This window comes from Xanthomonas floridensis (assembly GCF_001642575.1).
Classification (GTDB): Bacteria; Pseudomonadota; Gammaproteobacteria; order Xanthomonadales; family Xanthomonadaceae; genus Xanthomonas; species Xanthomonas floridensis.
Window position 1 is genome coordinate 45,978 of record NZ_LXNG01000019.1, and the last position, 12,865, is coordinate 58,842.

The following is a 12,865-nucleotide window of genomic DNA, read 5'->3' on the forward strand; positions in this document are numbered from 1 at the left end:
CACGCCGGTACGCGCGGCGGCCACTGCGGGCTGTGCCTGCTGGCAACAACACGCCATTGCCGATGCGATGGCTGCAACGCCATGATCGATAGCGAAACGAAAAACGCAATCACCGCGCCACACAGGCACGCGCTCATCGGGACGCGCCCTGACCGAACAACTGGCGCAGGGCGGCATCGGCCGGCGCATCCAGGTAATGCACCGCATGCGCGATGCCGGCCGCAGCCCAGCGCGCCTGCCGCGCGCGCTGGGCTGCGGCGAAGCGTTGCAGATAGTCGGCGCGCATGGCCGCACCATCGCCCAGCAGTTCTTCGCCGGTTTCCGGGTCGCGGAAGCGGTGCCCGCCGCTGAATCGAAAATCGCGTTCGTCGCAGGTGAGCACCTGCAGCTGCAGCACCTCACGGCGCGCGGCGGCGAATTTTTCCAGTGCGCCCGCCAGCTCTTCATCGAACCCATCGCCGATGGACAGCAGCAGATCGTGCGCGGCGATGCGTTCCCACAACGGCCGCAACGCCTCCAGCCCGGGCCAGCGGCCGCCGGCGCGCAAGCCATGCAGGGCCAGCCAGAGACGGTCGCGCTGACGGCTGCCGACGCCGGCAGGCACCGCGACCAGCCCGCCACCATGCAGCGCATACAAGCCGACGCGATCGCCTTGCTGCAGCGCCACTTCGGCTGCGCAGGCGGCCAGTGTCGCCATCGGATGCAGGCGGGTATGTTCCGGCCGCGCGCTGTCGGCCTGCCCGGCCGATGCGGTGGCATCGAGCAGCAACCACAGCGTGAGCGGGCTTTCGCGCTCGGCTTCGCGGACGAAGAAGCGGTCCGAGCGTGCGTAGAGCTTCCAGTCGATCTGGCGCAGCGCATCGCCCGGCTCGTAGGCGCGGTACTGCGCAAATTCCAGCCCGGCGCCGCGGCTGCGGCTGGCGTGCTGGCCAATCCCGTGCCCGCCCTGCGCCTGACGCGCGCGCAGCTGCAGGCCGCGCAAACGGCTGCGCACATCGGCGGGAATCAGGGGCGGCAGCGGTGGGTGCATGCTGCTGCGCTCAGCCCGGGAACGGCACCGCGCGCAGCAGCGCGGCGACCACGGCATCGGCACTGCGTTGTTCGGCTTCGGCAGCGAAAGACAGCAACAACCGATGCCGCATCACCGGCGCCGCAAGCGCCATCACGTCTTCCCGGGTGGCCGCCAGCCGGCCGTGCAGCAAAGCGCGCGCCTTGGACGCCAGCACCAACGACTGCCCCGCACGCGGGCCGGCGCCCCATTTGATCCATTGCCGCACCTCATCGCTGGCCTGCGGCCCGGGCCGGCTGGCGCGCACCAGGCGATTGATCCAGGTCAGCAGATCCGCGCCCACATGCACCTGCCGCACCTGCCGCTGCAGCGCCTGCACGCTGGCCGCATCCATCACCCTGGGCACTTGCGCGCTCGCGCTGCCGGTGGTCTGGCTGAGGATGTCGCGCTCTTCCTGCTCGCTGGGGTACTCCACGCGCACATGCAGTAAAAAACGGTCCAGCTGCGCTTCCGGCAGCGGGTAGGTGCCAGCCTGTTCGATGGGGTTTTGCGTGGCCAGCACGAAGAACGGATCCGGCAATGCATAGGTGGTGCCGGCATAGCTGACGGTGCGCTCGCTCATCGCTTCCAGCAGCGCGGCCTGGGTCTTGGGCGGGGTGCGATTGAGTTCGTCGGCCAATAGCAAATTGGTGAAGATCGGCCCTTGTTGAAAGCGGAAATGCCGGTGCCCGGTGCCGTGGTCTTCTTCCAGCAACTCGGTGCCCAGGATGTCGCTGGGCATCAGATCAGGGGTGAACTGCACGCGGCGGAATTGCAGCTCCAGCGCCTGCCCCAGCGAGCGCACCAGCAGCGTCTTGCCCAGCCCCGGTGCACCTTCCAGCAGGCAGTGGCCACCGGCGAGCAGGCCGATCAACAACTGCTCCACCACCGCAGCCTGGCCCACCACCGCCTGGGCCAACGCGGCGCGCAGCGCATCAAGTTGCGAGAGCTGGGCAGTGAGCGTGTCTTCGTTGGGTGAGGTCATGCGAACGTCTCTGGTTATGTGGCAGCTTGCGTAGGAGCGCGTTGACGTGCGCTGCCTTATCGATAAATCCCTATCGCGCGCCAACGCGCCTGCTGCTGAGCGTGCAGGGCTCGCGTGTGCAACGGCAGGCGGTTGGCGATGGATGGCGTGGAAGTGTTTGCAAGGATCTCATGCGATGTGGCGTAGCAGCGCGCTTGCGCGCGATACGGCGTTACCGGCAAGGCATCGCGCGCAAGCGCGCGCCTACGGAGCGATCTCAGTTGGTCAGCGCATACATCACGATGTTGACGCCGAACCGGGTGTTGTCTTCTGCCAGAAAGCGTTTGTTGCGCCAGTCATAATCCCATTCGCAGCCGTAATCCTTGTTGCTGTAGAGCACTCCCAGGCGTCCGTCGATGCTGATGCCCTTGAGATAGTCGTGCACCAGATCGTCGCCCCAGCCATTGAGCTCGAAGCTGGTCGCCGGCGGGCCGTCCGGGAACTTGAAGAATGCGCTGTAGAGCCGGTGACTTTTGGGGAGCTTCTGCAGCGCAGTCTTGCCGAAGATCGAGGTCATCTGCGCTTCGAACGATGTAGCGAACAATCCATCGATATCGTGGTTGCAATCGTCCACGAACACGAAGCCGCCATTGCGCACGTACCGTTCGAAATGGCGCCGCTCGGCCGCATTGAATTCCACCAGCTTGTGCCCGGACAGATAGCAGAACGGCGCCTGCAACATGCGCGGGTCGGCCAGATCGATGACGTGCTCTTGCGGGTCCACCCTCAGCTGCGTGTAGTCGATCAACGAGGTGATCAGATTGGACGGCATACGCGCATCCACATCCCAGTCGCCCGAATCGTAGCGCAGCCGCGTGAACCAGAAGTCGTAGTTGCCGGCGGCAAGTGCCGGCCATGGCAGCGTCAAACTGGTCGCGCTGCCAAGCAATAGCTGCAGGAAATGGCGGCGCGTTGCAGGCGCCGGGAGGACACCGGGAACCGGAAGCACTCGTGAACACTCAGGTTGAGAGAAGCCGCTCTTGCTCTCCCATTCCCGATTCCCGACTCCCGATTCCCGATTCCTACTCACACCGCATCCGACAACGAGGTAAACGTGAAATCGCGCAGACGCATCGGCGGAATCATCATCACGTAGCTGGATTCATCGCCGGCCACGCGCACCGGCTTGCCCAGCTCGTCGATGTTGTTGAGCATGATGATGGGCGATTCGTTGAAGCGGAAATTCTTCACCGGGTACTTGATCTGCCCGTTCTCGATGTAGAACGTGCCATCGCGGGTGAGCCCGGTCAGCAGCACGGTCTGCGGGTCGACCATGCGGATGTACCAGGTGCGCGTGACCAGGATGCCCTTCTCGGTGCCGCGCACCAGTTCGGCGATGTTCTTGTCGCCACCGGCCATCAGCAGGTTGCCCGGCTCGCCGATCGCACGCTTGCCGTTCTTCTGCGCCCAATAGCGCGAATACTGCAGGTTGGCGACCTTGCCGTTCTCGACGATGGACATCTTCTCGCGCGGCAGGCCTTCCTCGTCCCACGGCAGCACGGCGGCACGCGCATCCCACGGGTCGGCGGTGATGTTCACGCGTGGGTCGTAGACCTGCTCGCCCAGCTTGTTGCCGCCGCCCTTCTTGGACAGGAAGCTGCGGCCCTCGTCGGCCATGCGCGCATCGAAGTAGCGCATCATGAACGAGATCAGCCCGGCCGCTGCCGCCGGCTCCAGGATCACGGTGTATTTGCCCGGTTCCAACGCCTTGGCTTCGGCCGAATCGCTGGCCTTGCGCATGGCGATGCGGATGTCCTGCTCGGCCTTGAAGTCGGCCGCGTCTTTCAGGTTACGGCCCACCCAGCCCGAGCCGCGGCCATCTTCAGTACGCACGGTGCAGGTGTAGTCGAAGCGTGCGCCGCGCTGATAGCCGAAGTTGCCCTTGCTGTTGGCAAACGCGGTAAAGCTCTGGCCATCTTCCAGGAAGCCGGCGGCGATCAGTCCCTTGCCCTTGCAGGGGGCGATCGAATCGGCGGCGACCTGCGCGCGGAACGCAGGGTCCACTGCGGCGGTGGAGTCGCTGAAGGTGGGGCTAGGCCGATAGGTCTGCTTGTCGACCGCCGGCATGAACTCCGGATTTTCCGGCGCCAGCTTTGCCAGATCTTCGGCGCGGCGTACCACGCGCTCCAGCGAGGCATCGTCGAACTCGTTGATGGTGGCGATGCCCACGCGCTTGCCGAACGCCACCTGCACCTGCAGGTCGGTGTTGTCGACGATGCCGCTGGTGGACACGTTGTTGAGTGCGAAACGGATATTGCCGTCGATCGAGCCGCTGAGCGTGGCGGTGCACTCGTCGGCCTTGGACAACTTGATGACCTTGTCCAGGATGGCCTTGGCCTGCGCTTCGGTAAGGATGCTCATGTGGGTTTCTCCTGTCAGCCGAGCGAGCGGGCGGTGTTGATGACGTTGATGCCGTCGAAACGGGCGGTGGACGAACCGTGCGAGACCGCCGAGGACTGGCTGGGCTGGCCCTTGCCGTCGAAGAACGAACCGCCCAGGCGGTAGTCGCGCTGGTCGGCCACGGCGCTGCAGGCGTTCCAGAATTCCGGTGTGCGGATCTGGTAGGCCACGTCCTCGAGCATGCGGGTGATGGCGCCGTTCTTGATCTCGTAGAACAGCTGGCCACCGAACTGCGCGTTGTAGCGCTGCTGGTCGATGGAGAACGAGCCGTCGCCGATGATGTAGATGCCGTTTTCCACGTTCTTGATCAGATCGCTCACGCTCAGCGGCGTCTTGCCGGCGGACAGCGACACATTGGCCATGCGCTGGAACTGCACGCTGGACCACGAATCCGCATAGCAGCATCCATCGGAGGCGGTCTTGCCGAGGATATGCGCCTGGTCGCGGATGGCCTGGTAGTCCACCAGCTTGCCGTCGCGGATCAGGTCCCACTGCTTGGTCTTGACGCCTTCATCGTCGTAGCCCACCGCACCCAGGCTGCCGGGCTGGGTCTTGTCGGCCAGGATATGCACCTTGTCGCTGCCGTACTGGAAACCGGCCTTGAGCTTGTCCAGCGTGGCGAAGCTGGTCCCGGCGAAGTTGGCTTCGTAGCCGAGCACGCGATCGAGCTCCAGCGGGTGCCCCACCGACTCGTGGATGGTGAGCCAGGTGTGCGAGGGGTCCAGCACCAGATCGTACTTGCCCGGCTTCACCGACGGCGCCTTGAGCTTTTCCTGCGCCTGCTTGGCCGCGGCGATGGCGTCTTCCTTCATGTCGTAGGACAGACCGTAATTGACCACGCCGTTGGGCGAGACGAACTTGCCCGACGCTGCGCCATCGAGATATTCGTAGCCCAGGCCCATCGGCGCGGACAGCCCGTCGCGGGTGCGGAACTTGCCGCTGGCTTTGTCGATGGCGGTGACGCTCATCGGCGCCCAGATGCGGTGCACGTCCTGGTCGATGTAGGAGCCGTCGGTGCTGGCGAAATACTTCTGCTCGTTGACCACGAACAGCATCGAGTTGACGAAGTTGGCGCCGGCAGCGGTGGCGGCAGCGTTGACGCCCAGCAGCAGGTCCACCTTGTCCTTGATCGGCACTTCCATCGCGTTCTTCTTGATCGGCGTCTTCCAGCTGACCTCGCCCACGCCAGGCGTGGGCGCCAGCTGTACCGGTGTGCCCTGCACCTTGGCGTTGGCCTTGGCGATGGCCGCAGCCTGCGCGGCGGCCTTGGCCACGCCCTGCTCGGTCAGCTCGTTGGTGGCAGCGAACCCCCATGCCCCGCCCACGATCACGCGGATGCCGGCACCGATGGATTCGGTGTTGACCACGTTCTGCACCTTGTCTTCGCGGGTGATGACGAACTGGCGCAGATAGCGGCCGATGCGCACATCGCAATAGCTCGCGCCGGCCTGCCGCGCGGCAGTGAGCCCGGCATCGGCCAGGCGCTTCTTGCGGCCGACATCGAAGGGCGTCAACAGCTGCTCGGCGGCAATCGCCTTGCCGAAGGTGGCCGGCACGATCAGCCCGCCCATGGTCAGCCCGGTCAGGGCCAGGAAATCACGTCGCTGCACGGCAACTCCCCAATAGTCCCGCGCGGCGCGCAGGTGATCTGGTGACGCACAGATGGGTATCTGCACGGTATCGCCGATTCTTGCCGGGCAGCGAATGCGGCGTCAAATGACTTTCGGCAGGGGTACGGGGTAAACGCTGTGCTGGTATGAATCGAGTGGCAGAAGATGCCTGCGTGCAAGTGTGGCGAGCGGGGCTGGTTGCGTGTACTTGCTGCGCGATCGTGTCATACGCGATGCGATCGATGCTGCACGTTTCTGTCTCATTAGCGTTCGTGTCATGCGCGACGCGTATGCCATCGGGCGGAGCAGCTGCTTCACATGGCTCAGAGCGGTTAAAGAATGAAGCGGTGGTCTGCGGGGTCACTGCAGGGCCCTTGCCCGCCCACCGTCGCGGGACACGCTGCAAGTACGTCCATGTAAGCTCTTACGCGGCATCCATGCCGCGTAAGGTCCCGCGACGGTGAGCGGGCAAGGACCAGTGGAGATGGTCGGTGTGCATGGTCTTCAGCAAAGCAGCCGACCAACTCTTTGGTGCGGTGTCCTCGCCGCTTGCGGGACCGTGTGGCGGCATGGATGCCGCCACCGAGCCCCCAGGGACGGGTTTACGGCGTGTCCCGCGAGCGGCGAGGGCACCGCGCGCTCGACTGACCAAGCTTTTGGCTTCATCCAAGCGACGCCACGACGCAAGATTTCGGTTGTCCCGACGTGATTTAGACGGGTTTACGGCGTGTCCCGCGAGCGGCGAGGGCACCGCGCCATCGACCAACCAAGCGTTTGATCGCCTCTATAACGACGACTACGAGTCATTGAGATTGAAGGTGTGCCAACTTGCAAGCAGGACAGTTCTATCAAAGAACCTACCAACCGCCTGTTGGCAGCTATCACCCCAACGAGCGCGCGGTATTGATCACGTTGATGCCATCGAAGCGCGCGGTGGCCGCGCCATGCGACACCGCCGACACCTGGCTGGGTTGGCCCTTGCCATCGAAGAACGAGCCGCCCAGACGGAAGTCGCGCGCGTCGCAGACGGCGCTGCAGGCGTTCCAGAATTCCGGGGTACGGATCTGATACGCGCCGTCTTCCACCAGCCGTGTGACCTGGCCGTTTTCGATCTCGTAGAACAGCTGCCCACCGAACTGCGCGTTGTAGCGCTGCTGATCGATCGAGTACGAGCCGCGCCCGTGGATGTACAGCCCGCGCTCGACGTTCTTGATCATGTCCGCCACCGCCAGCGGCGTCTTGCCCGCAGCCAGCGACACATTGGGCATGCGCTGGAACTGCACGCTGGACCACGAATCGGCGTAACTGCAGCCATCGGAGGCGGTCTTGCCGAGTAGGTGCGCCTGATCGCGCGTGCATTGGTAATCGACCAGGATGCCGTCCTTGACCAGGTCCCACTGCTTGGTCTTGACGCCTTCATCGTCGTAGCCCACTGCGCCCAGGCTGCCTGGCTGCGTCTTGTCGGCGACAAAGGTCACCGCCTCGCTCCCCCAGCGGAACTTCGCATCGCGCTTGTCCAGCGTGGCGAAACTGGTGCCGGCGTAGTTGGCCTCGTACCCGAGCACGCGATCGAGCTCGAGCGGGTGGCCGACCGACTCGTGGATGGTGAGAAACAGATTGCTCGGGTCGATCACCAGATCGTACTTGCCGGCCTTCACCGAGGGCGCGGTGAGCTTGGCGCGGGCCTGCTTTGCGGCGGCAATGGCGTCTTCGCGCGCATCGTAGCTCTTTCCATACCCGACAAGCCCGCCGGGCAGCGCGTGCTTCTCGCGCGCATCGCCGTCCAGATACTCGTACCCCATGCCCATCGGCGAAGACAGCCCGTCGCGGGTGCGGAACTTGCCGCTGGCCTTGTCCACCGCAGTGACGGTGAAGGGCAGCCACAGCCGGTGCACATCCTGATCGATATAGGAGCCATCGCTGCTGGCGAAGTATTTTTGCTCGTTGATCGCAAACAGGCGCGAGGCCACGAAGGTGGCGCCGGCGTTGAGCGCGGCTGCATTGACGTCCATCAGCAGCGCCACCTTGTCCTGCAGCGGCACTTCCATCGCATTTTTCTTGATCGGCGTGCGCCAGCGCACCTGCCCGGCCGCCGTCACCGGCGCCAGCTGCACCGGCGTGCCACCCAGCCGCGCATTGGCCTTGGCGATCGCCACCGCCTGCCGCGTGGCGGTGGCCACGCCGTCGCTGGTCAGCGTGTTGGTGGCCGCAAACCCCCAGGCGCCATCGGCCAGCACGCGCACGCCGACCCCACTGGATTCGGCGTTGACCACGTTCTCCACCTGCGCCTCGCGGGTGATCACGAACTGGCGCAGATACCGGCCCACGCGCACATCGCAATAGCTCGCACCCGCCGCCTTGGCGGTGCTCAGCGCGGTATCGGACAAGCGCCGGCTGCGCGCGGCATCGTTGGGTGTGAGCAACTGCTCGGCGGCGATCAGGCGCGTATTCGGCAACAGCAAGCCGGCAGCACCGATGCCAGACAGGGTGAGGAAGGTACGACGGTCCACGGCGGTTCTCCGTTGAAGGCGAGCGACACGACCCCCGCCGTGCCAGCCCCCGAGACTGGCCGGTGTGGGCGTTGGTGGTCAAGGGGCAGCGCCGGCGGGCCGGTGTCCGCGTCCAGAGCGCATGGCGGGCGGCGAGGCGATGCCGGACACGGGGCGGCCGTAGAGCCTCGCGCCGCCGTGCGGGTAGAGGCAGCGTCCGCATCGATCCAGATACCCACGTCCGGTTTGCCCACTTCTGCGTTGCGGCACATCGAAACGCCAACCGCCGTAGCAGAACCGAGCACGACCACTGGCGAGCGCAAACCGGCTGCCGCAGGCTGCGCGACTCGCGGCATGCGCCACGCCCCGGTCAAAGGCGGCACGCAGCCACTTTCATGCAGTCCACCAGGGACATCCGATGAACCTTTCTCTTGGCACCATCGTGGCGATCGCCGTTGCCGCCTGCGTGCCGCCGTGCACGGCCGTGGCCGCCGACTGGTACGTCGCGCCCACCGGCAACGACGGCAATCCCGGCACCCGCGCCGCCCCCTTTGCCAGCGTGATGGCTGCGCAGGCCGCCGCGTCCAGTGGCGATACCGTCTACCTGCGCGGCGGCACCTATCGCCTGACCAGCGCCAATATCAGCGTGGTCCGGCAGCCCTACGCCGTGGTCAACGAGATCACCAAGCCCGGCCTCGCCTACGTCAACGTCGCCAACGAGCGACCGGTGTTCGACTTCTCCGCAGTGACGCCCACCGGCCTGCGCGTGGCCGCATTCCGGGTGGCCAGCAACAACTGCGTCTTTCGCGGATTCGAGGTGGTGGGTGTGCGGATCACCATTGCAGACCGCCTGACCCAGTCCGAAGCATTCCGCGTTGACCGCGGCAACGGCAACCTGTTCGAGAATCTGGCGATTCACGACGGCCAGGCGATCGGCTGGTACCTGGTTTCCGGCAGCAACAACCGGGTCCGCAACGTCGATGCCTATAACAACCGCGGACTCAATGCCTTCTCCGATGGAAATATCGACGGTTTCGGCGTGCACCCGACGCTTGCGGGAAGCACCGGAAACCTCATCGAAGGCAGCCGCGCATGGTTCAACAGCGACGATGGCTTCGACCTGATCAATGCCGCTGCTGCAGTCACCCTGCAACGCAACTGGTCGTTCTATAACGGCTACGACAGCGCATTCACCCCGCTGGGCAATGGCGCAGGCTTCAAGGCCGGCGGCTACGGCCGCAACGGAAGCGATTATCCCAAGCCGGTGCCGCGCCATAGCGTGCGGTTCAATCTGGCAGTGGGCAATCGCTCCAACGGCCTCTACGCCAATCACCACATCGGTGGGCAGGAGTGGATCAGTAACACATCGATCAAGAACGGCCGCGCCAGCTACGACATGCAGTCCACCTTGAGCGACAACCTCACCGACGTGCCGGGATACGATCACGATCTGGCCAATAACCTGGGATTCGGCACGCGCATCGAAATGATCAACCTGGGGTCCACGAGCGAGAACGATATCGGCCGCAATTCGTTCAATCTTCCCCTTGTCGTCAGTGCGGGCGATTTCGTCAGCCTGGACGAGCGCCAGCTCATGCGTCCGCGCCAGGCCAACGGCGACCTCCCCATCATCACCTTCGCCAACCTGGCACCGGGCAGCGCGTTGATCGACGCCGGCGCCGATACCGGTGAGGCCTTCAACGGGCGTGCACCGGACCTGGGGGCATTCGAGGCGCGTTGATCCGGACGATGGCGCTGACCGCCAGCCGCCTGGCCGGCGGTCAGCGCCATGGTGCCCGGCAGGGTGTGGTCGTTCTGTCGCTCAAAGCGTGGGAGCGCTCATGCCGGCCATCGCACGCGGCAGCAACCGCCGCAGCTGGCAGGATGTATGCGTTGAGCGCATCAGCGTGCTGCCGTGCGGCGCAGCCGCCGATCCAGCACGTAGCCCAGTGCTCCGCCCACCGCAATGGGCAGCAGTGCATAGATCGGAATGAAGATCAGCGCCAGTGCCGACTGCGCGTCGGCACGCAGGTCCAGCGTGGCGTGCGCCCAGGCCAGTGCACCGAAGCCGAACGCGCAGGGGACAAGTAGCGAGATCGCACGCCGGTACAGGAAGCTGATGCCGAGCAGCGCGCCCCATGCAACCGCATTGAACGCGCCCAAGAACAGCCAGCCGCCGATAGCCGTGTCGGTTTATTGCGCAAGCCATTGCGCCCCGCGCGGCAGGCGCGCCGCATAGGGCAGCAACACGCCAACCAGCACAATAACGAAACGGGCACTGCGCATGCTCATTCGCACGCCGTCCCTGCCTGTAGGAACGCGGTTGTCGGCTCTCATCATCGCATCCGCGCGGTAAGGCAAGTCACTTCTTGAACTCGGTCGGGCGTTCCAGCTGGTAGATCGACTCTCCCAGATCGTCCAGCTGCTTGGCGATGATCGCCTGGGCATCGTAGACGCCGCGGTTGTAAAAGTACGCTCCGACCTCCTCGGCAAAGAAATCGAGCAGGAACTCTGCATCGAAGCGTCCGATCTGCTGCTTCAGTTCTTCGCTGAAGTAAAGCTGGACCTTGCGGATGATCGCCGCCCGCTCGCCTTCTGTGAATGTGATCTCGGTCATGGGTGCTCTGGTCGGCTCAACGACGGTCTCGGGACAGTTTACGTACGACACAGGCAGCTTAGGTCGGTTCCCGGCGGTTGAACCCAACCGCATGCCTGGGCGGCATCGAGATTGAGGGTCATGTGGCAACCGGCCAACCGGAAGGCCGGCCTGCCCGAATGTAGGCAAGGTAGATCGAGACGGCGAGAATCTTCAAGCCCGCCTTCGCCCCCTGTGCCATGGCTGGCAATAGCGCCTTGCGCTGAACCGGCCCCGTCATGCCGGCCGCATCGCACTGCAGGTCGTACTCGAAATCAACACACCAGTCCTCCAATGAGGATGCGGCCGCCGTCATCAAGCCTGTCATGCACATCTTGCTTGGAGAACAGCAGCTCACCTGCATGGGCGAGAGGGAGATCCACACGCACGTCGACAACTCTCTGCATAGTGCGCCCGCCAATCAACTGGACCGAGGTCGTGACACAGTGACGATCAGAATGTTTCCGGACTGGTTTGGTATCACTCTGCCAAGCTGGAAATCTCGATCAAATCCTAATTCCTGAAATGTTCCTGGCCGGGTTGAGCGAGCACCAGCTGCGGCCAGGTCAATGCCGGTGTCTTGCTGACGAACACGGGCGGCTTTCCTTTCGGGCTGTATTCGATCACGAAACCGGCCAGTTCAAGTCCCAGCGATGGCATGATGACACTGTTGCGATGCCAGAAGACCGCACCTGCCGCTCGCCCGAGCGTCGAGTAGACAAGCTTCGGATCGTCGTCGAAGACAGAAACGTCCTGGAACCGGATGTTGATCGTGTCGGACTGTCCAATCGAAAGATAGGTCAATCGTCCCCGTTGAAACGAACACAACGGCGCGTCGCGATGACGGAACTGGTTGATTGCCAGGCTACCGTCGGGCAGCAGTTCTTCGGTCGTCTCCTAAACGCGTCCCATGACACTTTCAAACGCGGCAACTTGCGCTTGCGTCATGCCGAATTCAAGCGGTCCCAGGCCCCTATTCGGCGTGATACTCCAGATTTCCCTCACGGGGGTCTCCTCGGCTTTGTCACTTCGTCGAGCGGAGAACGCAGCGCACCGCAGGCCAGCGGTCGAACTGCGAGGTCTCTCAAACGAGGTCTCTCAAAACATCGAGTCGCGCCATGCTACGGCGCGACTCGATGTCGCTTACTTGCTCTGCCGTTGCGCGCGCTTGAAATACGCCGTGCGCATCATCGGGTTGCCGTCCTTGAAGTAGGCTTCGATCTCGGTCATCACCTTGTTATCGGCACTGACCGTATAGGTGCGTGTGGATGCGGGGACGCCCTGATACATCAACTGCATCACCAGCACGCCGGGCTCGGGCATCTTGACTGCGGCGCGATCGACCAGGTAGGTGCCCGAGGCCTTGCCCGGCGTGCCATCCAGCAACAGCGTGGATTGTGCCTGCAGCGTCTTGTTGTCGTGGTCGACGATCTCGGCGCTGGTGGCCCATTTGTTGCCTGGAACCTGTTTGAACTCCAGGACAACGCGTTTGGGTCGTGCAGCCGGTGGCATCGGCAGGCTGCTGGTGTCCAGTAGCCAGGTTCCGACCAGTGGCGACGGCGCAGTTGGCGCGGAGAAGGCGGGCGTGGCTTGCAACATGACGGCAGCCACCAGTGCAACGCATGCGGTCTTCATGAGAACTCCCTGATCGATATGTGA

The 12,865-nt window shown here is 64.3% G+C and carries 11 protein-coding genes and 1 pseudogene; 1 reads left to right on the forward strand and 11 read right to left on the reverse strand.

Features of this window, described 5'->3' with window-relative positions; all coding sequences use genetic code 11:
- Window positions 1–133: 133 nt before the first annotated feature.
- From A7D17_RS12120 to A7D17_RS12145, 6 genes are all read right to left on the reverse strand, one after another.
- Complete coding sequence (locus A7D17_RS12120; protein WP_064509311.1) at window positions 134–1,030, reverse strand: DUF58 domain-containing protein; 897 nt, start codon at window positions 1,028–1,030, stop codon at window positions 134–136.
- Between the two features lie 10 nt (window positions 1,031–1,040).
- A complete protein-coding gene (locus tag A7D17_RS12125; RefSeq protein ID WP_064509312.1) occupies window positions 1,041–2,033 on the reverse strand; it encodes an AAA family ATPase in 993 nt (330 codons plus the stop codon).
- Between the two features lie 256 nt (window positions 2,034–2,289).
- Window positions 2,290–2,940 (reverse strand): DUF4159 domain-containing protein, encoded by a 651-nt coding sequence (locus A7D17_RS12130; protein ID WP_425479595.1) that lies wholly within the window; start codon window positions 2,938–2,940, stop codon window positions 2,290–2,292.
- Window positions 2,941–3,098: 158 nt separating this feature from the next.
- A complete protein-coding gene (locus tag A7D17_RS12135; protein WP_064509314.1) occupies window positions 3,099–4,433 on the reverse strand; it encodes a TldD/PmbA family protein in 1,335 nt (444 codons plus the stop codon).
- A gap of 14 nt (window positions 4,434–4,447) precedes the next feature.
- Window positions 4,448–6,082 (reverse strand): TldD/PmbA family protein, encoded by a 1,635-nt coding sequence (locus A7D17_RS12140; protein ID WP_064509315.1) that lies wholly within the window; start codon window positions 6,080–6,082, stop codon window positions 4,448–4,450.
- Between the two features lie 881 nt (window positions 6,083–6,963).
- Window positions 6,964–8,592 carry a TldD/PmbA family protein gene (locus A7D17_RS12145; protein WP_064509316.1) on the reverse strand — a complete coding sequence of 543 codons (1,629 nt, stop codon included), beginning with the start codon at window positions 8,590–8,592 and terminating at the stop codon, window positions 6,964–6,966.
- 397 nt (window positions 8,593–8,989) lie between these two features.
- Between A7D17_RS12145 and A7D17_RS12150 the strand changes: the two genes are divergently transcribed.
- Window positions 8,990–10,312: a right-handed parallel beta-helix repeat-containing protein gene (locus A7D17_RS12150; RefSeq protein ID WP_064509317.1), complete on the forward strand. Its 1,323-nt coding sequence runs from the start codon at window positions 8,990–8,992 to the stop codon at window positions 10,310–10,312.
- A 161-nt stretch (window positions 10,313–10,473) separates the two neighbouring features.
- On the opposite strand, the pseudogene A7D17_RS12155 reads toward A7D17_RS12150, so the two are convergent.
- The 5 genes and pseudogenes from A7D17_RS12155 to A7D17_RS12175 form a co-directional block, all read right to left on the reverse strand.
- A pseudogene (locus A7D17_RS12155) lies at window positions 10,474–10,863 on the reverse strand (hypothetical protein).
- Between the two features lie 70 nt (window positions 10,864–10,933).
- Complete coding sequence (locus A7D17_RS12160) at window positions 10,934–11,188, reverse strand: DUF2164 domain-containing protein (protein WP_064509318.1); 255 nt, start codon at window positions 11,186–11,188, stop codon at window positions 10,934–10,936.
- A 118-nt stretch (window positions 11,189–11,306) separates the two neighbouring features.
- Entirely contained in the window at window positions 11,307–11,534 is a 228-nt protein-coding gene (locus A7D17_RS12165) for a hypothetical protein (RefSeq protein WP_153041938.1), read from the reverse strand.
- A gap of 185 nt (window positions 11,535–11,719) precedes the next feature.
- Entirely contained in the window at window positions 11,720–12,010 is a 291-nt protein-coding gene (locus tag A7D17_RS24520; RefSeq protein WP_064509320.1) for a hypothetical protein, read from the reverse strand.
- 339 nt (window positions 12,011–12,349) lie between these two features.
- The gene (locus A7D17_RS12175) at window positions 12,350–12,817 is read right to left on the reverse strand and encodes a LuxR family transcriptional regulator (RefSeq protein WP_082861937.1); all 468 of its coding nucleotides are present in this window, start codon (window positions 12,815–12,817) and stop codon (window positions 12,350–12,352) included.
- Window positions 12,818–12,865: the final 48 nt, after the last annotated feature.

Coding starts and splice junctions, on each gene's coding strand:
- A7D17_RS12165 (WP_153041938.1), bottom strand. CDS start 11,534: ATGACAGGCTTGATGACGGCGGCCGCATCCTCATTGGAGGACTGGTGT.
- A7D17_RS12125 (WP_064509312.1), bottom strand. CDS start 2,033: ATGACCTCACCCAACGAAGACACGCTCACTGCCCAGCTCTCGCAACTT.
- A7D17_RS12150 (WP_064509317.1), top strand. CDS start 8,990: ATGAACCTTTCTCTTGGCACCATCGTGGCGATCGCCGTTGCCGCCTGC.
- A7D17_RS12160 (WP_064509318.1), bottom strand. CDS start 11,188: ATGACCGAGATCACATTCACAGAAGGCGAGCGGGCGGCGATCATCCGC.
- A7D17_RS12120 (WP_064509311.1), bottom strand. CDS start 1,030: ATGCACCCACCGCTGCCGCCCCTGATTCCCGCCGATGTGCGCAGCCGT.
- A7D17_RS12135 (WP_064509314.1), bottom strand. CDS start 4,433: ATGAGCATCCTTACCGAAGCGCAGGCCAAGGCCATCCTGGACAAGGTC.